Source organism: Mesorhizobium sp. M0106, from assembly GCF_040322715.1.
Taxonomy (GTDB): Bacteria; Pseudomonadota; Alphaproteobacteria; order Rhizobiales; family Rhizobiaceae; genus Mesorhizobium.
Genome location: NZ_JAMYUA010000029.1, coordinates 25401 through 44624, shown reverse-complemented (window position 1 = coordinate 44624; position 19224 = coordinate 25401). Strand labels below are relative to the sequence as shown.

Annotated in this window: 22 protein-coding genes; 8 read left to right on the top strand and 14 right to left on the bottom strand. The window is 61.5% G+C overall.

Annotated features, from left to right (window positions below):
• Window positions 1-284: 284 nt before the first annotated feature.
• Complete coding sequence (locus NKJ55_RS24410) at window positions 285-419, bottom strand: hypothetical protein (protein WP_013894968.1); 135 nt, start codon at window positions 417-419, stop codon at window positions 285-287.
• A 335-nt stretch (window positions 420-754) separates the two neighbouring features.
• Window positions 755-940, bottom strand: coding sequence for a hypothetical protein (locus NKJ55_RS24405; protein ID WP_352452109.1), 186 nt, complete (start codon window positions 938-940; stop codon window positions 755-757).
• A 229-nt stretch (window positions 941-1169) separates the two neighbouring features.
• Here NKJ55_RS24405 and NKJ55_RS24400 point away from each other — a divergent pair, with 229 nt between their 5' ends.
• The gene (locus tag NKJ55_RS24400; RefSeq protein WP_023676521.1) at window positions 1170-2069 is read left to right on the top strand and encodes a LysR substrate-binding domain-containing protein; all 900 of its coding nucleotides are present in this window, start codon (window positions 1170-1172) and stop codon (window positions 2067-2069) included.
• A 6-nt stretch (window positions 2070-2075) separates the two neighbouring features.
• On the opposite strand, the gene NKJ55_RS24395 is transcribed toward NKJ55_RS24400, so the two are convergent.
• From NKJ55_RS24395 to NKJ55_RS24350, 10 genes are all read right to left on the bottom strand, one after another.
• Complete coding sequence (locus tag NKJ55_RS24395) at window positions 2076-3059, bottom strand: alpha/beta hydrolase (protein ID WP_352452108.1); 984 nt, start codon at window positions 3057-3059, stop codon at window positions 2076-2078.
• Between the two features lie 268 nt (window positions 3060-3327).
• Complete coding sequence (locus NKJ55_RS24390) at window positions 3328-3510, bottom strand: hypothetical protein (protein ID WP_023676518.1); 183 nt, start codon at window positions 3508-3510, stop codon at window positions 3328-3330.
• Between the two features lie 186 nt (window positions 3511-3696).
• Window positions 3697-5766, bottom strand: coding sequence for an ASKHA domain-containing protein (locus NKJ55_RS24385; protein WP_352452107.1), 2070 nt, complete (start codon window positions 5764-5766; stop codon window positions 3697-3699).
• A 113-nt stretch (window positions 5767-5879) separates the two neighbouring features.
• Window positions 5880-6854 carry a methyltetrahydrofolate cobalamin methyltransferase gene (locus NKJ55_RS24380; RefSeq protein WP_023676516.1) on the bottom strand — a complete coding sequence of 325 codons (975 nt, stop codon included), beginning with the start codon at window positions 6852-6854 and terminating at the stop codon, window positions 5880-5882.
• 80 nt (window positions 6855-6934) lie between these two features.
• A complete protein-coding gene (locus NKJ55_RS24375) occupies window positions 6935-8026 on the bottom strand; it encodes a methylenetetrahydrofolate reductase (RefSeq protein ID WP_023676515.1) in 1092 nt (363 codons plus the stop codon).
• Window positions 8023-8646: a methylenetetrahydrofolate reductase C-terminal domain-containing protein gene (locus tag NKJ55_RS24370; protein ID WP_352452106.1), complete on the bottom strand. Its 624-nt coding sequence runs from the start codon at window positions 8644-8646 to the stop codon at window positions 8023-8025. The genes NKJ55_RS24375 and NKJ55_RS24370 overlap by 4 nt, the downstream gene beginning before the upstream one ends.
• Window positions 8639-8941, bottom strand: coding sequence for a virulence factor (locus NKJ55_RS24365; protein WP_352452105.1), 303 nt, complete (start codon window positions 8939-8941; stop codon window positions 8639-8641). The genes NKJ55_RS24370 and NKJ55_RS24365 overlap by 8 nt, the downstream gene beginning before the upstream one ends.
• A 235-nt stretch (window positions 8942-9176) precedes the next feature.
• Window positions 9177-10088 carry a fatty acid desaturase gene (locus NKJ55_RS24360; protein ID WP_352452104.1) on the bottom strand — a complete coding sequence of 304 codons (912 nt, stop codon included), beginning with the start codon at window positions 10086-10088 and terminating at the stop codon, window positions 9177-9179.
• Window positions 10089-10131: 43 nt separating this feature from the next.
• Window positions 10132-10914 (bottom strand): formyl transferase, encoded by a 783-nt coding sequence (locus NKJ55_RS24355; RefSeq protein ID WP_352452103.1) that lies wholly within the window; start codon window positions 10912-10914, stop codon window positions 10132-10134.
• A gap of 79 nt (window positions 10915-10993) precedes the next feature.
• Window positions 10994-11569, bottom strand: coding sequence for a DUF4893 domain-containing protein (locus NKJ55_RS24350; protein WP_352452102.1), 576 nt, complete (start codon window positions 11567-11569; stop codon window positions 10994-10996).
• Window positions 11570-11690: 121 nt separating this feature from the next.
• Between NKJ55_RS24350 and NKJ55_RS24345 the strand changes: the two genes are divergently transcribed.
• Window positions 11691-12617, top strand: a complete 927-nt coding sequence (locus NKJ55_RS24345) for an NAD-dependent epimerase/dehydratase family protein (RefSeq protein ID WP_352452101.1) — start codon at window positions 11691-11693, stop codon at window positions 12615-12617.
• An 8-nt stretch (window positions 12618-12625) separates the two neighbouring features.
• Here the strand turns inward: NKJ55_RS24345 and NKJ55_RS24340 are convergent, their stop codons facing one another.
• A complete protein-coding gene (locus NKJ55_RS24340; RefSeq protein ID WP_352452100.1) occupies window positions 12626-13255 on the bottom strand; it encodes a DUF1638 domain-containing protein in 630 nt (209 codons plus the stop codon).
• A 64-nt stretch (window positions 13256-13319) separates the two neighbouring features.
• Here NKJ55_RS24340 and NKJ55_RS24335 point away from each other — a divergent pair, with 64 nt between their 5' ends.
• Window positions 13320-13460: an entericidin A/B family lipoprotein gene (locus tag NKJ55_RS24335; RefSeq protein WP_023676507.1), complete on the top strand. Its 141-nt coding sequence runs from the start codon at window positions 13320-13322 to the stop codon at window positions 13458-13460.
• An 81-nt stretch (window positions 13461-13541) separates the two neighbouring features.
• Here NKJ55_RS24335 and NKJ55_RS24330 read toward each other — a convergent pair whose 3' ends face one another.
• Entirely contained in the window at window positions 13542-14240 is a 699-nt protein-coding gene (locus tag NKJ55_RS24330) for a cobalamin B12-binding domain-containing protein (protein WP_023676506.1), read from the bottom strand.
• A 308-nt stretch (window positions 14241-14548) separates the two neighbouring features.
• Here NKJ55_RS24330 and NKJ55_RS24325 point away from each other — a divergent pair, with 308 nt between their 5' ends.
• The 5 genes from NKJ55_RS24325 to NKJ55_RS24305 all read left to right on the top strand — a co-directional run bounded on the left by NKJ55_RS24325 (window position 14549) and on the right by NKJ55_RS24305 (window position 19224).
• The gene (locus NKJ55_RS24325; protein ID WP_352452099.1) at window positions 14549-16123 is read left to right on the top strand and encodes a trimethylamine methyltransferase family protein; all 1575 of its coding nucleotides are present in this window, start codon (window positions 14549-14551) and stop codon (window positions 16121-16123) included.
• Window positions 16124-16260: 137 nt separating this feature from the next.
• Window positions 16261-17043: a hypothetical protein gene (locus NKJ55_RS24320; RefSeq protein ID WP_352452098.1), complete on the top strand. Its 783-nt coding sequence runs from the start codon at window positions 16261-16263 to the stop codon at window positions 17041-17043.
• A gap of 62 nt (window positions 17044-17105) precedes the next feature.
• Complete coding sequence (locus tag NKJ55_RS24315) at window positions 17106-17735, top strand: hypothetical protein (protein ID WP_352452097.1); 630 nt, start codon at window positions 17106-17108, stop codon at window positions 17733-17735.
• A 104-nt stretch (window positions 17736-17839) separates the two neighbouring features.
• Window positions 17840-18595, top strand: a complete 756-nt coding sequence (locus tag NKJ55_RS24310; protein WP_352452096.1) for a dienelactone hydrolase family protein — start codon at window positions 17840-17842, stop codon at window positions 18593-18595.
• A 68-nt stretch (window positions 18596-18663) separates the two neighbouring features.
• Window positions 18664-19224 (top strand): RNA polymerase sigma factor, encoded by a 561-nt coding sequence (locus NKJ55_RS24305; protein WP_352452095.1) that lies wholly within the window; start codon window positions 18664-18666, stop codon window positions 19222-19224.

Here is a 19224-nt window from a genome sequence, read left to right as displayed (position 1 = left end):
TAGATCCTCACGCTGCAATGGCGCGAACAGGATGTCGCGATTAGCATAGCGACATCAGGAAAGACGTTTCCTGTCAATTGGCTAGATGGCAACGGAGCGACTTTATTTGCGAGACGGGTCGCAAATGGGCAATCGCTATGCGGCGAAGGACGCGATATGCCGCCGGATCGAGCAAACGAGCCTACGCAGTCTGCGCACACGAAAACGCCGCCTCGGCAAAACCGAAGCGGCGCTGGATCGACTTCGAAGCAGCGCTAGGCTGCTTCCGCCGGGATTGCCGCGTCTCAGGCGACGAAGCCGAGGCGCGCGGCAGCCATGGCACCGGTCTGGCCAGGCATGGTGTTGGCTAGGCGCTGGCGCTCGAGCGCGGTCGTCAGGTTCATTTCGCGACGGGCAAAGAGGCGGGCAAAAAGCTTCATGATCATCTCCATTCGGTTGCTCAGACGGGTCGCCTTCGCTTGATGGAGTGGGGCAGCTCGTTTGTTGATGATGATATAGGCTTACGTGAGGGGAAACTAAATCGCAAAAGCGAAGCACTTGATATGAAAAGCGACACGGAATGCGACAAATTTGGGCATTCTGCCCCGGATTTTCGATTATTTACAATGTGTTGATTGCCAGTGCGGGCTGCTATGCGACTTGCTCATATGCGGCATGCGACGGCGACATGGCTCGGGAAAATCATTGGAGTACAAACAAAAAGGCCTGCCGGGCTGATCTGCGCGGCAGGCCTTCAGCTGTTGATACACACGGTTTACTTTGCTCCAGCCCAGGATCCCACACCATGGCGAGTGCCGGCCTTGGCATCGGCAGCTTCAGGCCAGCCGATATCCTTCTGCAGTTCAATCGGCAGCGCGCGGATGGCGCGTTCCGTCTGGTAGCGGGCACGGGCCTCGCTGAACTCGGTCGCGATCCGACCGATGGATGACAGGATAGACATCTCATTCTCCTTCGCGTTGGGCCGGGTTGTCCCGGCGCTTGCAGCGTCAGGCGGTACACCGGGTTTGTTTCAGCTTCATTTCGTGTCGATTGCAGGTCCGTGTCATGGTTGTTTCGGGACCACTTCGATGCGTCCCGCCTTCGATGGAGTTGACTATCCTCCCAAACTGATGTTCAATCAAACGAAATGGAATGATGGTTTGCATCAGAAAAATTGAAGCTCGCTTGCCATGAACGCCCCACTCAATCATCCGCTGCCGCTGCTCGATCTCGATGTTCTGCGCACTTTCGTCGCAATCGCCGAGACCGGCAGCTTCACCACTGCGGCCAATGCGGTCTTCCGCACGCCGTCGGCCGTCTCGATGCAGATCAAGAAGCTGGAGGACATTCTCGGCCGCTCGGTGTTCGCGCGCGACGCCCGTTCGGTGACGCTGACCACCGATGGCGAGATGCTGCTCGGCTATGCGCGCCGGCTGCTGTCGATCAATCGCGAGGTGGTGTCGAAGTTCATCATTCCAGACATTGTCGGGGTGGTGCGGCTCGGCTCGCCGGACGATTACGGCGAACGTGTGCTGCCGCATGTGCTGAAGCGGTTCGCACAGTCGCATCCATCGATCGCGGTCGACGTCACCATCGACCAGAGCGTCAATCTGCGCCGGCGCATGGACGACCGGGCGCTCGACATCACGTTGCTCACCAACTCCTACAAGACCAGCGCGATTGGCGCCGAAGTGCTGCTCACCGAGCCGATCGTCTGGGCCGGTGCCAAGGGCGGTTGCGCGCATCTGCGTGAGCCGCTGCCGGTCTCATTGTGGGAAGAGGGGTGTGCCTGGCGGGCAGGGGCATTGGAGGCGCTTGGCCGCGAGGGCCGCAACTACCGTATCGCCTATATGAGCGCACACACGGCCGGCCAGCGCGCCGCGATCATGGCGGATCTTGCAGTCGCGCCGTTGCCGAAATCATTCCTCGGCAGCGACATGGTCGAGCTGTGCCCGAAGGACGGCATGCCTGACATCGGCACCTACAATCTGGCCATGGTGGTGACGCCGGACGCCAGCGCGCCGGTGAAGGCAGTCGCCGATCATATCCGCGCGACGTTTGAGATGTTCAGGGAAACTGGGAAGTTCTGAGCCAAACTACGACCTGAGCGGCGCAACCAGATCGCGAGGGGTTCCGTCGCGGTCTGCCCATTGCAGCGACAACTCTCCTGCCTTGGCATGATAACTGTCAGTTTCGTTGGTCAAGAAGGCCACTATGCTGTCCCGCGCGCGTCGCGCCTCCGGCATGTCGATCAACGGCCAGACATGGAACATGCCTTGCTCGTGGACGACCTCAATTTCGACGCCGGCCGCGCGTGCCTTTTCCGCAAAGATCAGATTGTCGGGGGTGAGCAGATCGCGTGAACCGGTCAGCAGCAGCGTTTTGGGCAGCACCGACAGGTCGCCGTAAACCGGGCTGATGCGCCAGTCGGTGGGATCTATGCCGGCGCTGTAAAGCCGGATCGCCTCGCGGCCGCCGGCAATGCCCAGCCACGGATCGTTGCGTTCGGCCTCATACATTTCTGGGTTGGCGAGCGACACGTCGAGACCGGGCGAAATCAGCACGTGGCGTGATGGCAAGGGCAGGCCATTTTGCGCAGCCATCATCGTCAGCACGACGGCCATGTTTCCGCCGGCGGAATCGCCCATGAAGATGATGTCAGTCGCGCTGGTTTCGCCGAACATCAGGCGGTAGACAGCGCCGACCATACCAAACATGGCGTGGAAATCGTGTTCGGGAGCAATGGGATAGATCGGCACAGTGATACCGAACCCGAGACGGTCGGCCATGTCGGCGATCAGCCGCCAATGATAGGGGGTGATTTCGAAGACGTAAGCGCCGCCGTGCAGGTAGAGAATCCGCTTCCGCTCGCCAGCCTTGGGCGCGATCTCGTAGACGGGAAAGCCGTTGATCGTGCGGGTTGTGATCTCCAGGCGTGACCGTAGCGACGCAGGCGGCTGATGGTTTTCCGTCTTGCGCGCATAGGCGATCCAGCGCTGCAGGTTCTCGGGGCTAGAAAACGCCTTCTTGCGGCTGTACCTGAGGACGAACGACACGACGTGGCTTTTGAGACTGGGCATGCAGATACACGGACTTCGGCTGAGCCGACTAAGAGAACCCCCGACTATTTCGAAGATTGTGTCGCCACCAAAAAAGTCAAGATTGATGCAATCTCAACACGGTCGTTTGATCCCAGCTGTCGACAAAGCGTCCGGCCATGAAGTCTCTGGCCTACCGGCGCAGCTCAACGCCGCGGCAGCAACGCGGCGCGCAGCCAATTGCTGGGTGCAGCCGGAGCCGCATTGCGGCTCCGGCGAATACCGAGCAGCTTGCATTTGTCGATGAAGTTCATCCGCGCTGCATGCCCCATCCGACCGAAAGCTGCCTTTCGCTCGAACGCGGCGACACCGGCCAGCCAATGTCCTTTTGGATCTCAGGCGGCAAGCTGTTGAGGATGCGCAGCGACTTGCGCGCTTCGCGTGTTTTCTTGAAGGCCGCACCATAGCGGCCGAGGCTTTCGAACATCGACATCCTGATCTCCTTGGAGCGTTGCGGTGGCCGAAAACTGTTTCCGCCTGCCGTTCGATGCCGGTTAAATGCTCCGCCTATGTATCTGGCGGATTTCACGAAAACGCGATTTCGTTTCCAGATCGGCGCGATCTGGAAACATTTGCATACAAAAGAAAATGGAAGGTCTGACAGCCTGGCGGAGGCGAGTCATCCCCGCCCGCGCCGCGCGGCGTGGCCTTCGCGCGAACGCCGCCGCGGGGCAGCGTCGCCGGCAATGCCGTCTTCGCTCACCGTCTTGCGCGGCGGCAGTTTCACCGCCGCCGACAGCTTGGGAAACGGGTCGATCTTGTTCGGGAGCGCCATGGCATAAACGAAATGTTCCTGGAATTTCGGCTCCAGCGCCGTCTCGATCTTCTCGATCTTGCTAACGGTTTCCTCGATCTCGCGGCGATAGCCACGGTTCAACAGCGCCATGCGGGCGCCGGCGCCGGCCGCATTGCCAACGGCCGAGACCTTGTCGAGATCGCAATCCGGAATCAGGCCCAGCACCATTGCGTATTTCGGGTCGATGAACGAGCCGAATGCGCCGGCGAAGTGGATGCGGTCGACATGATCGGTGTGCTGCTTTTCCATCAAAAGCTTGGTGCCGGCATAAAGGGCGGCCTTGGCAAGCTGGATAGCGCGCACATCAGTCTGGGTGATGGTGATCTTGGGCTCGCCTTCCTTCAGCACATAGGAGAAGGTGCGGCCATTGGCGACGACGCGAGGCGAGTGGCCGCTCAGCGATCCATCGACGACGCCGTCCTCGGAGATGATGCCGGCGAGATACATCTCGGCGACCACCTCGATGATGCCGGAGCCGCAAATACCGGTGACGCCGGTCGCCTGCACACTGTCGAGGAAGCCCGGCTCGTCGGACCAGAGTTCCGAGCCGATGACGCGGTATTTCGGTTCCAGCGTTTCAGGATCGATGCGGACGCGCTCGATGGCACCCGGTGCGGCGCGCTGGCCACCGGAGATTTCCGCACCTTCGAAGGCCGGGCCAGTTGGCGATGAGGCCGCCACGACCCGGTGGCGATTGCCGAGCACGATCTCGGCATTGGTGCCGACATCGACGATCAGCATCATCTCGTCCTGGCGGTGCGGCCCTTCCGACAGCGTCACTGCGGCAGCGTCCGCGCCGACATGGCCGGCAATGCAAGGAAGCATATAGAGCCTGGCGCCCTGGTTGAGCTTCAAACCGATATCCGATGCCTTGATGTGCACGGCGCCGGAGACGGCTAGCGCGAAGGGGGCGCCGCCGAGCTCGGTCGGATCGATGCCGAGGAACAGATGGTGCATGATCGGATTGCCGACGAACACGGAATCCAGGATGTCGTTGCGTTGGACGTTGCCTTCGGTGCAGACCTTGTCCACAAGCCCCGAAATGGCCTCGCGCACGGCGACCGTCATGCCTTCGCGGCCGTCCGGGTTCATCATCACGTACGAGACACGGCTCATCAGATCCTCGCCGAAGCGGATCTGCGGATTGGATGTGCCCGACGAGGCGGCGACGCGGCCCGACAGCAACGACACCAGATGCATGGCGATCGTGGTCGAGCCGATATCGCAGGCAAGTCCGTACGCCTCGTTCTTGAGGCCGGGCCACAAAGCGATGACCCGTGCGGTCTCGCTGTCGGTGTCCTTGTGGATGGCGGCGGTCGCGGTCCAGTTGCCTTTGCGCAAAATGCCTTGCACCTGCGGCAACAGATGGAAATCGAAATCGAGGCTCTTGAGGCCCCAGTCCTTCATCAGCGCGATCTTCAGCCGGTCGAGGTCGCCGAGCGGCTTGTGCATGTCGGGTTCTTCGATCTCGACATAGCACATGCGGATTGCCGCATCGCGGGCGATGACCCTGGTGTCGGCGTCCTTGCGGATGGTCTGCGCGTTGATGACGGTGTCCTGCGGCACGTCGACGACGAGATCGCCGAGAATCTGCGCCGAGCAGGACAGCCGGCGGCGCTCGGGCAGGCCGCGTACGCGCTCGTAGCGCTCTTCCTTGGCGCCCTTGGGCGAGAGGTGATCGTTGGAGGAAACAATCTTGTGCTTGGCGAAATTGCCTTCCTGCACCTCGATCTGGCAACGCCCGCAAGTGGCACGCCCGCCGCACACGCTCTCGACATAGACACCGAGCTGGCGCGCGGCATCCAGAACCGGCGTGCCGACCGGAAACCGCCCGCGCTTGCCCGACGGCATGAACAGCACGAGCGGATCGGTGATGTTGACGGGAGAGTTCATACGTTCCAGACTTTACTTTCTACGCAGCTCGGGTCTTGGCCACGGCAGCGATGCCGCTGTGTCTCGGTTCCTCCCAAGTCCTGGGCCCCATATCGTGTCGGCCAAGACCTGGCTCAACCCCGGGCCATACGCGCTTCGCGGCCGCCGCGCCTGCGTCCGCCATTGCCATTGCCATCGCCCGGCGCGTTGACCTGCGTCCGGGCGGCAACGGCCTGGCCGCCTTCAGCAGGCTTGTAGTCCTTGTAGGTCCTGATCCAGTTGGTGCAGTTCTCGTCGGTGCCGTTCAGCACGTTGGCGCCGCGCACCGCTTCCATTTCCTGCGGCCGCACCGGGTTCATGATCGCCGAGGTCATGCCGGCGCCGATCACCATCGGGATGAAGGCGGCGTTGATGCCATGACGGTGCGGCAGGCCGAACGAGATGTTGGAGAGGCCGCAGGTGGTGTTGACCTTGAGCTCCTCGCGCAGCCGGCGTAGCAGGGCAAATACCTGGCGGCCGGCATCGCCCAGCGCGCCGATCGGCATGACCAGCGGGTCGACGACCACATCATGCGCCGGAATGCCGAAGTCGGCACAGCGCTGAACGATCTTCTTGGCGACGGCGAAGCGCACATCGGGGTCCATCGAAATACCGGTCTCGTCGTTGGAAATGGCGACGACGGGAACGTTGTATTTCTTGATCAACGGCAGGATGGCTTCGAGCTTTTCCTCCTCGCCGGTGACGGAATTGACCAGCGGCCGGCCCTTGGCGACCTTCAGCGCCGCTTCGATTGCCGCAGTCACGGAGGAGTCGATCGACAACGGCAGGTCGACCAGGCCTTGCACGATCTCCAGCGTCTGCACCAGCAGCGCCGGCTCGGTGGCGTTGGGATCGACTGCAGTGACGCCGGCATTGACGTCGAGCATGGTCGCCCCACAGGCGGCCTGCTCCAGCGCATCCTTGATGACGGTCTCAAAATTGCCGGCGATCATTTCGGCGGCCAGTTTCTTACGGCCGGTCGGGTTGATGCGCTCGCCGATCACGCAGAAGGGCTGATCGAAGCCGATGATGATTTCTCGTGTCGCCGAGGCGACGATGGTGCGGGTCATGAAATCTCTCCATCGTGATATAAAGAGTTCTTTATATCGTTATCTGTTTCTGATCAAGCGAATGCTGACGATTCGCGCTGTCAATGCGCGGTCTTGACCATGTCGACCTGGGTTTCGGTGAGGTCGTCATGCAGTATGTGGTCGAGCCGGTCGGCAACGAGCTGGTCGTCGCGACGGATTTCGCGTTTCCACGGCCGGCGACCCTTCAGCACGCCGGATTCGTCGACGATCTCGGCGACGTATTCTTCCTGGCGGTAGGCCATCACATGGACGCCGGATACACCGGGAATTTCCTTCACCTCATTGATGATGTCGATGCAGAGCTGCTTGCCTTCCTTCTTCTGATCCTGGGCGCCTTCCAGGCGCTTGACGATCTGATCGGGAATGTGAATGCCCGGTACGTTGGAGCGGATCCATTTGGCCGTCTTGGCCGAGGCCAGCGGCCCGACGCCGCACAGGATGAAACATTTCTCGGTATAGCCGAGATCGCGGACCTTCTGCATGTAGGTGCGGAACATCGGTACGTCGAAGCAGTACTGGCTCTGCACGAATTGTGCCCCGGCGGCGATCTTCTTGCCCAGCCGATAGGGCCGGAAATCGATCGGCGGCGCGAACGGGTTGATGGCCGCGCCAAGGAAAAGCTGCGGCGGCGTCGTGAGTTTTCGGCCGGACAGGAATTTGCCGTTATCGCGCATAACGCGGCAGGTTTCGAGCAGCGACATGCAGTCGAGATCGAACACCGGCTTGGCGCCGGGCTGGTCGCCGGCCTGCACGCCATCGCCGGTCAGGCAGAGCATGTTGGCGACGCCCATCGCAGCACCCCCAAGCACGTCGCCCTGGATGGCGATGCGGTTCCGGTCGCGGCAGGCGATCTGCATGATCGGGGCATAGCCCATGCGGGTCAGCAGCGCGCAGATGCCGACCGACGACATGTGGCAGTTGGCGCCGGAAGCGTCGACGGCATTGATGGCGTCGACCCAACCGTCGAAAATCCTGGCGCGGTTGTAGACGTCTTCCGGATCGGCGCTGTCAGGCGGATTGAGCTCGGTCGTCACTGCGAACTCGCCGCGCCTTAGGACGCGTTCCAGCCGGCCGCGCGAGGTGTGGCCGGGCAGGGGATCGAGCGGCAAATGGATGCCGGCCGGATTCTCGTCTGGCTGACGGCCGATCATGCCGACGCTCCGGTCTTCGTAGTATTCCGGGCCGCATTGCGGGCGGCCGCGGCCTGCGCGGTGACCCGCAGCCAGGCGGAGGTTTCGCGCAAGGACTGATCCACCGGCTTCTGCACGTCAAAAATCTTGTCGCCATGCGCCATGTTCCGCGAGCCTTCCCAAGCTTTGACCCAGACGCAAGGCATATCAGGCTCGACCTCGCAATTGCCGTTGGCGCGGACACCGCCGCAAGGGCCGTTGCGCAATTGCTTGGGGCAGTTCATCGGGCACGACATGCCGGTCGAGGAAAGAATGCACTGGCCGCACATGCGGCAGTCGAACATGAAGCCCTTGACGCGCTTTTCGACGAATTTCACGGGCCCTTCGACACGGCTGTAGCCGATGCCCTTCCACAGCGGATGGAGGAGCAGGAACATGTCGGCGAATTTGCCGTAGAACCATTCGAGCAGCCGCGAATGCCGCACAGACCAAAGGCGCACCGCGAAAGAGCGCTGCACACGCCGCTGTGGCGACACGTCGGCCGGCTTGTAGTCGGATTTCGGCGCCGCCTTCTTGACGATGGTCGCCTGGGTTACGCCGGCTCGAGCCGTCGTCGCCGGCATTGATTGGGGATCAGACATTTTCTTTGCCCCCCGCCTTGACCAGAGCGACCAGCCGCTCACGGTCGTATTTCGCATCAAGTTCCTGAAGAGCCTTCTCGGCCTCGGCTTCAAGATCGTCACTGACCGGGAGGGGTTCTGCCTTGCGCCATTCGGCAAGATAGTCGTCGGTGCCGCCAGCGCCGGTGCGCATGGCGCACATGTCGATCGCCTCGGTGAAGCGCAGCGGCAGTTCGCGCTTGGCGTTCTGCCGGCCCTTCTTGACGATGACCTGGGCGGGGATGTCGCGCCAGTAGACGACGATCAGATCGGCCATAATTTCCTGCTCCTGCAGAGCGCCGTGCGTCCAATCGGACGCACAAACGATGCTCTACCATTTAACTCCGCTGCATCGTGCTCTCCGAAGATCGATTCCGATCTTTTGGCCAATGCAGTGGTTTCGAGCATTGCCGGAAGCGCTGTTGGGCTGCTTGTTATGGGACGACGCGGGGGCCTTCAAAAGCGACGCAATCGACGGCCGCGGTTGAAAGCGGAGTTTCTTCCAGCACTGGTCAGCCGGCGCGGCCATCGTAGCTGCCGACCAGCTTCCTGTGGAAGCGCACGTAACCTCGTTCGGTCGTGCGCAAATGCTCCCCGACGATGTCATGGAAGCGCGGCAGGCGGTGGAAGGGAACGGCCGGATAGGAATGGTGCTCGGAATGGTACGGCATGTTCCAAGCCACGAAGCGCACCAGCCTTGTGGTGAAGGTGGTGCGGGTGTTCTCGAGCATGTTGGCGACATGCGGGCACAACGCGTGCTCGGCCAGCAGGTAGGCACGCAAAAACGGCTGTCCGACCAGCACCGGCACGATCCAGACCCACAACAGCAGCGCCGACTGCGCGGCGAGCGATGCGGCCAGCAATGCCGCATAGCCGATCAGGAACAGCCGTGCTTCGGCAACCACCTTGCCGCGGCCCTTTTCCGGCACGAAGCCGTCGCGATTGCGGCCAGCCGCATTGGTTACGATCACGCGGCCCATGGCGATCCAATAGGGGCTGCCGGACAGATAGCGCAGATATTGGCTGACGGTCTCCGGCTTCGGCGCCATCAGTTCGGGGTCGTTTCTCCGGTCGTGCGTGTGGCGGTGATGGGCGAAATGGAAATAGCGGAACCATGCCGGCGGCAGCAGGATCAGGAAGCCGGCCACGGCAGCAACAGCGCGATTGAGCCACGCCGTCCTGAACGCGGTTTCATGGATGGTCTCTTGCAACGGCGTGAAGAAGAAGACGATCAGGACTCCCTGCGGCAAGACGAGCAGCGGCCAGAACGGGATGCGGGCGGCGATCAGCGCGCCCAGCAGGATAACCAGCCCGGCATGGACCGCCAGCCGGACAATGCCTGGCCGGTCAAGCCTGGCGGTGAGGTCGCGACGGTCCTCGACCGAAAGGCCGGCAATGATGGTGCGGTGGTCGATGTCGCTCATGATGCAATGTTAGTGGCGGGTGGCTGTCCGGTAAATCGGCGCGTCACCAGACGCCGTTCCTTATCCCCGTCCAGAGATAAAACCATACCGTCGGATGATACCATTGTTTCGAAGGCAGGCCGGGATCCACCGTGCCGACCTTGCCAGCCAGCGCATCCCTGACCGCTTCGACGCAGATGTCGCGCGAGAAGGCCGCCTGCCGCAACGCGTAGCTTGAAATTGTGTCGCCCGGCTGCGGTTTGCCACGCGTCTGCCGCAGCACGCCGCCAGTATCGACGCCGGCGTCGACCAGATGCACGGTGGTGCCGAAGTTCTCCGCATCGCCTGAAGCCAGCGCCCAGTAGCCGCCGTTCATGCCACGATATTTCGGGGCGATGCCGGCATGGTAGTTGAGGACCGGGCAAGGGATTTTCGCCAGCGTCTGCAGCGACAGCAAGCGGCAGCCGGCGAGCAGCACCACACCCGGCTGGATTTCCGCAATCGCCTGCAGGCACTCCGGCGCGTTGGCCGACGAGACATAAATGATCTTTTGCCCAGGCTTCGGTTCGGTTTGCAGCTTCTGCCCGGCGGCAAGCCGTGCTGCGTGGCCGGCGAAGAAGCGCTTGCCGAGGCGCGTCAGCACCATCGTGCCGAGTTGACCGATGGCCGAGGTCCAGCCTTGCCGCCGCGCCCGCGCGAGAAGCAATTGCTTTTTGGATTCAGGAGCTTCGAGGATGACGCTGACCGGGCCGAGTTGATCGGCGAGGGCGTTGACGATCGCCCAGATATGCGGGCCGCCTTCGGTGACGACGACGATCGGCCGTTGGTTTGTTTTCGACAGTGCCATGCTCTGCGACCCCCCGCAAAGAACCTGTTCTTTGCGCGCGAATGCTAGGCTGACCGGGTTAACCCCTGGTGATCGGGGCTCAGCGCTTGAATTCGAGGATATCGAGCTTCGATTCGTAATAGGGCGCCGGGAACTCGATGCGCCATTCACTGGCGCTGTTGCGGAAGGCATAGCCGACCTGATCGCTTTCCGGCCCGCTGCCGTAGGGCTTTGCCGGATCGTCGTTGACGTGGAAGGAACCGAGATAGATCGCGCGTTTCTCGCCATCGTCGAAGAAGCGGCCCTTGGTGCGCTGCGAGCCGGTGATCTTTTCCAGTCTCCAGCCGGAACCGTCGTCGCTCACCTTGCATTTGAACCAGCCATAGATGACGAGCGGGCCCAATCCGCCGGCCTTGATGGTGCGGCATTGCCATTTGCCGGTCAGGTCCTTGTCAGAGAAGGGAACCAGCGGCTTTGCCAGCAAGGCGTCGAGCTGCTTGACCTCGGCGGGATCGCCGGCCTTCGCCTCGTCAAGCGCTGCCTTGCGCGTCTCGCCATATTTGTTGAGCCGCGCCTTGTCGGCAGCCGTTATCAGCTTCTGCACCTCGCCATCGGCGAACGCGGGCATCGTCAAGCAGAGGACAGTTGCTGCGGCAAACATGAGGCGAGCGATCATCGTTGGCGTTTCCCTTTTGATGGCTGGAGCAGGCTGTTTTCTTGTCTGGCGCATACCTTAATGTTTCGCCGCGTTCTGTCATCCGTGGCTGAGCATCGACAGCAGAAACGAGGTGGAAAGAATGCGGATCTTGCTGACGGGATCGTCCGGTTGGCTGGGCAGCGCCTTGGCGCCGCGGCTGCGGGCTCTTGGTCATGACGTCACCGGCCTCGATCCCGTCCCATCCTCGGAAACGCGAATCGTCGGCTCTGTCGCCGATCGCGACCTGGTCATGAGGGCGGTCGAGGAGAACCGCATCGAGGCCATCATCCATAGCGGCGCGCTGCACAAGCCTGACATCGAACGTCATCGCAACGAGGATTTCGTCGAGACGAATGTGCGCGGCACGCTCAACCTGCTCGATGCGGCAGCAGCTTTTGGCGTTCAGCGCTTCGTGTTTACGTCGACGACATCGCTGATGATTTCCGAGTCCATACGCACCACCGGCTTCACCGGCGGGGCGCGCAAGGCGGCATGGCTGACGGAAGACATGTCGCCTGAACCGCGCAACATCTACGGCGTCACCAAGCTTTCAGCCGAACAGCTCTGCCGGCTCTATCATTTGCAGTTCGGCCTGCCGGTGATCGTGTTGCGCACCGCCCGGTTTTTTCCCGAGGCGGACGACATGGCGCACGTGATCGAACAGTCGGGTGCCAACACCAAGACCAATGAGCTGTTGTTCCGCCGGCTGACGGTGGAGGACGCAGCCGACGCCCACATCGCTGCCCTGGAGAAAGGGCCGCAATTGGGCTTCGAGACTTTCATCATCTCGGCACCGACGCCTTTCCAGCCCGAAGATTGCGCGGCCTTGATCGCCGACGCGCCGTCGGTCGTCGCGCGCTATTTTCCGGATTATCCGGCACTCTACACGAAGAAAGGCTGGACGATGTTTTCGTCGATCGACCGGGTCTATGATGCGTCGCGGGCTAGGGACCGGCTGGGTTTCGTCTGCAAGACGAGCTTTGCAGATGTGCTCGCCGGGCTTGAAGCTGAAGAACGCTTTGCCTAGAAATATCGTCAAGCCAGGATTGCAGCGCCGGCCAGTTCCTTCGTCAGGTCACCATAGCCGGTCGAGCGCCGCTCATAGGCGAGGCCGAGCATTTTCGCCGCCTTTTCGGCGACCTTGTCGAGTTCCGGGTCGTCGGTCTGAGCGATATAGATCAGCTTCTCGTAGTTGCCGAAATAGTCCTTGATCAGCTCCGGGTGCTTGTCCAGACCGAGCGGCTTCATGAAGAAGGCATCGAATTGCCGGCAGAGGAAATCGGTCATGTAGAACGACATCATGTCGTCATCGGCGACCTTCGCATAGGCATCCATGCCCTGGTAGAAAGCAAAGCAATGCGGCCCGGCCATGCGCTCGACGCCATGCTTCTCGCAGATCCGATCGAGCAAGCCACCCGTGCCGCAATCGGCATAGCCGACGAATATGTGGCTGTAGCCGTCGGTCTTGGCCTTCTCGATAGCCTTGTCCATGGCCGGCGCGATGCGGTCCGGATAGAAATGGAACTCCGCCGGCAGGCAGGTCAGGTCGAGATGGTCGAGCCCGAGCTGCTCCTTGACCGCCAAAACTTCGCGCGCAATCATCCCGCAGGCGATGACGAGCAGCCTGTCGCCTTGATCGGATTGTTGTTTTCGCGCAGTAGTCATGGAACCAGTCTAATCCATCTTCGTTGCTGTCCAGCGAATTTATATCCTGAGGGAGACACCATTCATGAAATTGTTCCGCGTCGCGCCAATCGCTATTCTCGCCTGCGCCTTGGCTGTTTCGGCCTGCGCCAACACGGTGCGCGGCGTCGGTAAGGATATCAAATCCACTGCGAAGGCTGTTGACGATACCGTCAAGAAACCCTGATCCGCACGGCTCTAAACATTTGGGAATAAAAAAGCCGCACTGCAAGGCGCGGCTTTTCTCGTTGGTGCCGGACTTATTGGCTCAGGCCGAAGCGCGGACGTTGTGCTTGCGCTTCATGAAGTCCTTGGCGGTCTCGACCGCCACCGCGGCGTCGCGGCAATAGGCGTCGGCGCCGACGGCTTTGCCGAATTCCTCGTTGAGCGGTGCGCCGCCGACCAGCACGACATAGTCATCGCGAATGCCCTTTTCCTTCATCGTATCGATGACGACTTTCATGTAAGGCATGGTCGTCGTCAGCAGCGCCGACATGCCGATGATGTCGGGCTGGTGCTTTTCGATGGCATCGAGATATTTTTCGACCGCATTGTTGATGCCCAGGTCGATGACATCGAAGCCGGCGCCTTCCATCATCATGCCGACCAGATTCTTGCCGATGTCATGGATGTCGCCCTTGACGGTGCCGATCACCATCTTGCCCTGCTTCGGCGCGCCGGTGGCGACAAGCAGCGGACGCAGGATGAACATGCCGGCCTTCATCGCGTTGGCCGACAGCAGCACTTCGGGAACGAACAGGATGCCGTCGCGGAAGTCCTCGCCGACGATGCGCATGCCCTCGACCAGAGCCTCGGTTAACACCTTGTAAGGCGCCCAGCCGCGCTCGAGAAGGATATTGGTGCCTTCCTCGATTTCTTCCTTCAACCCGTCATAAAGATCGTCGTGCATCTGCTGCACCAACTCGTCGTCGGAGAGTTCCGAAAGGATGATCTCGTCGTCGGCCATTTTTTCTCAGGCTCCTTGCCGGCTACAACTGTTGCGGCAGCTTAAAAATATCGCGTCAATACCTAACCCGCACGGGCCGGTTGTCCATAGCTGATTTGCGACTTCCCGCAAAACGAAAGCGACCGTAAATCTCTTGGAATTCTTGTCGATTTTGCGACAGGCGTTGGCGCTGGCGGGCCGTTTCGAATAGGGTGCATGGCTACGATCCGGCCAGAGACCGCAATATGCGGCCGCAAACGGATTTCAGGCCGGTGCAAGAGCCAGGCCGGAGTAAATCAGGCCAGAACGAAAGCCAGGGAAGAACGATTATGAGTGAGAACGCGCCGGTCGATCAGGAAGCGTCAAACGCACGGCGCGGGCGCGCTGCCAGCGGTGGCGCCGCAGCCCGACGGGCTGCGCGTTCGGGCGGCGGCCCCGGCACACAGCTCACCTATATCAAGCGCAAGATCAACGTCTATGAAGTGCTGGACGAGGAAGGGCTGGCGCTGATCGAAAAGAACACCGACACCGTGCTGGAGGAGATCGGCATCATCTTCCGCGACGACGCCGAGGCGCTGCAGCTTTGGAAAGAGGCGGGCGCCGACGTCAAGGGCGAGCGGGTGCATTTCCCCAAGGGCCTCTGCCGCTCGCTGTTGAAGACCGCTCCGTCCGTCTATACCCAGCACGCCCGCAACGGCGAGCGCTCGGTGCAGATCGGCGGCAACGCGACAGTGTTCGCGCCGGTCTATGGACCGCCCTTCGTGCGCGATCTCGACGGCGTCAGGCGCTATGCAACGATCGAGGATTTCCGGAATTTCGTGAAACTCGCCTATATGGCGCCGTCGATCCACCATTCCGGCGGCACGGTTTGCGAGCCGGTCGACGTGCCGGTCAACAAGCGCCATCTCGACATGGTCTACAGCCATATCAAATATTCAGACAAGCCGTTCATGGGCTCGGTGACCGCGCCCGAGCGCGCTGAAGATACGGTGGCAATGGCCAAGATCGTGTTCGGTGACGATTTCGTCGAGAACAACACGGTGCTGACCAGCCTGATCAACGCCAACTCGCCGATGGTTTTCGACGAGACCATGCTGGGAGCGCTGAAGGTCTATTCGCGCCACAACCAAGCCTGCATCGTCACGCCGTTCATCCTTGCCGGTGCGATGAGCCCGGTGACGGTCGCCGGTACACTGACGCAGGTTTTGGCCGAAGTGCTGGCCGGCGCGTCGTTCACGCAGCTGATCCGGCCGGGTGCGCCGGTGCTGTTCGGCACCTTCGCCTCGTCGATCTCGATGCAGTCGGGCGCGCCGACCTTCGGCACGCCGGAGCCGTCGCTGGTCTCGTATGGCGCCGCACAGCTTGCCCGTCGGCTCGGCCTGCCGTTTCGCACCGGCGGTTCGCTCTGTGCTTCAAAAATCCCCGATGCGCAGGCCGCCTACGAGAGCGCCAACACGCTGAACTCGACGATCCTCGCCGGCACCAACTTCGTGCTGCATTCGGCCGGCTGGCTCGAGGGCGGTCTCGCCTCCTGCTACGAAAAGTTCATGATGGACATCGACCAGCTCGGCATGACGCAGAAGTTCTCCGAGGGTGTCGACCTGTCGGAAAACGGCCAGGCGATGGATGCCATCCGCCAGGTCGGCCCGGGCAGCCACTATCTCGGCTGCGACCACACCCAGGCCAATTTCCAGACCGCGTTCTACCGTTCCAACATTGCCGACAACAATTCTTACGAGCAATGGCTGGCGGAAGGCGAAAAAACCGCGCCGCAGCGCGCCAACGAGCTCGCCCGCCGCTGGCTGGAAAGCTACGAGGCGCCGCATCTCGATCAGGGTATCGACGACGGGCTGAAGGACTTCATTGCCAGGAAGAAGGCGTCGATGGCCGACGCCTTCACCTGAAAGGAGCCCGAATCAGGCGGGGCTAAAGTCGCCAACATCATCCACAAGGAAGTCTGGCGGAGTGCCTTCTCCGACCCGCACAAGAAGGGGTGATTTGCGTGTCGCGGGTGAGGACGAGCGGCGAGGGAACGGTGCCAATGCCTTTCAATCCAACCAGGCGAAACCGGAACATTGGCACGCCGAAGCAGGGCCATGGGCAAAACAACCGCATGACCGTTCCCCGACCGTGGACATCCGCCGGATGGTGTGCGGCGCAGCTCAATCCTGGCCAGACGCTGCGCAGGACGGTGAATGGCAGGGCCGTAACGCTCATTGTCGAAAAGGCGAGCGGTGGGTGTGTTCACGCATGCTCGGTCAAAGATGTTGTCTTCCTTCTCTCTCATGTTCCTCTCGCTGACTGGGCCGGGCTGGAAACATTTGTCTTGCGCCAACCGACGCGAAAAGCGCGCGTACTCAGACCGGCGTGGGGGCGGATGTTTTATTATGCCGATCTTGGTTTCCGCGGATCCTCCATCGAAAAAAGTGGTCCGTCCTTATTTTTGGAAGCCTGTAACGTTGGCGACACCATCGAATGGTCCACATCGCTGGACCCTGAGGATGCGGCAGAGTTGGACAGACTTCGTTTGGACGGTCACAAAATCAGCCGGGTTGGAAAGAAGCATCTCGTTTCCACCTCACTCGATTCCGTGCGAGCCACGCAGCTCTATCGCACGCTTCTGCATGAGATCGGCCACTGGGTTGATTGGCTTGGAAAAGTGGAAGCGCCGTTCGCCCAAGGTAAGGACTACTCAACACTTTATGACCGCTATTTTGCCCGGCCCAAAGGTGAAGTAGAGGCGTTTGCTCATCGCTACGCCGATAATTTGCGTGAGACGCTTGAGAAAAGGGGAGTAATCCCGTTTTCAAGGATCGAAGGGTGACAGAGTTCCTTGAGCGCAGCATGGTCGAAACCATCGCGGCAGCGCTTTCCGCCTCCGGCCTCATGCTTCGCGGCGGCTTCAATTTTGCAGGTGGTGAAGAAACACCTTCCGGTCTCTCCGGCGCGGCCGCCAGATCCGTCCTGCTGGTGGGGCAGGCGGGTGCCGCACCTTGGCCGCACTTCCTGCGCTGGCTGGAGAAACAGTCACAGCCGATCGACGATCCGCTCGACAGATGGTCGCGCGAAGTGATCGGCGCGGTGGCCGGAAAATTCGGGGCGCGCGCCGTGTCACCGTCCGACAGACCGTATCTGCCGTTCCAGCGATGGGCGATGCGGGCGGAGGGCTTGCGGCCGTCGCCGCTCGGCATTCTCATGCATCCGCAATATGGGCTCTGGCATGCCTATCGCGGCGCGCTGCTGTTCGAAGACGAAATTGCGCTCCAAGAACCCCGCGACGTGATTCACCTTTGCGATACATGTCTGGAAAAACCTTGCCTGAAATCCTGTCCGGTAGAGGCTTATTCTGCGGACGGTTTTGCACATGAAACCTGTCTGGCGCATGTGCGCGGGCAAAACGGCGCGCCCTGCCGGACCGGCGGCTGCCTCGAACGCAACGCCTGTCCTTACGGTACCGATTATCGCTATCCGGCCGAGGTTCAGGCCTTTCACATGGCAGCATTCGCGCGTCTGTAGCGTCGCCGAATGCCGCACGAAATCTTGAAGCAGATCGCCTCATTACAGCTTGCCGCGACGGCCACCGCGGGTATCTATCGCACGTCAGATCAACGGAGCGGATGATGGCCACGCAAGCGATGCAGATCAAGACAAGCGACGGCATTGCCAAGGCCCGGCTGTTCCGTTCGGCGGCCCCAGCCAAGGCAGCGATCATCCTCTACATGGACGTTTTCGGTCCGCGACCGGCGCTTGATCAGATGGCGGAGCGGCTTACGAGCGAGGGCTATGCGGTGCTTGTGCCGGACCTTTTTTACCGCAATGCGCCCTACGGTCCGTTCGATCCCAAGACTGCGTTCGGCGACGAGAGGAGCAAGGCCGCCATCACAGATCTCCTGGACGGCACGACCCAGGAGATGACGATCCGCGACAGCGGCGCTTTCCTCGATGCACTTGTTGCGCAAGGCCTGGCCGGGCCGGTTGGCATTGTCGGCTACTGCATGGGCGGAGCGCGGGCGCTGAACGCGGCGGCCAGCTATCCCGACCGCATCGCCGCCGCGTTCAGTTTTCACGGCGGCAATCTGGCTGGTGACGCAGCCGACAGTCCGCACCGGAAGGCAGCGTCAATCAAGGCAAGGGTCTATATCGGCACTGCCGGTGTCGACCGCAGCTTTCCGCCGGAGCAATCGGCGCGGCTGGCCGAAACACTGCGCGCCGCCGAGGTCGATCATGTCATAGAGAACTATGCCGGCATGGCGCATGGCTGGTGCATGCCGGACCATAGTGCCTTCGATGCAGCCGGCGCCGAACGCCACTGGAAGCGGCTGACGATGCTGTTTGCGGAGACGCTCGGCCAAGGCACGCCAACCATTACGACGTGACCGCCCGCCAAAAAATTCTTTCCATCGCCCCAAGGAACCGCCATTAGCCTTCGTCCAACAGGCAAATGATGGCGATGATGCTGGACGAAAGCGAAGCCTCCGACGCCGAACTGATCGGACGGGCGAAGGGCGGAGACCGGGGTGCTTTCGGCAAGTTGCTCGAAAGGCACTATGGTTTCGTCTATCGCGCCGCCTATCGTTGGTGCGGCAAAAAGGCCGACGCCGAGGACATCGCCCAGGAAGTCTGCGTCCGGCTCGGGCGGGCGATCCGCGACTATCACGGCAGCGGTGCCTTCACGACGTGGCTCTACACCATGACGCTGAATGCGGCGCGCGACATGATGCGCAAGACCGCCCGCGAGACGGTCAAGACCGAGGCCTATGGCGCCTATGCGCTGATTTCGGGGGAAATCTCGGCCGAGCCGGAAGACCCGGCCGAGGCGCTCTGGGCAGCGGTGCGCAAGCTGCCGGACAAGCAGCGCGATGCGGTGCTGCTGGTTTATGGCGAAGGGCTGAGCCACGCCGCCGCCGCCGAGGCGATGGCGATCTCGGAGACAACGGTTTCCTGGCACATCCATGAGGCGAAGAAACGGCTGAAGACGCTGATGCGTTCAGCCGGGGAAGTGTGA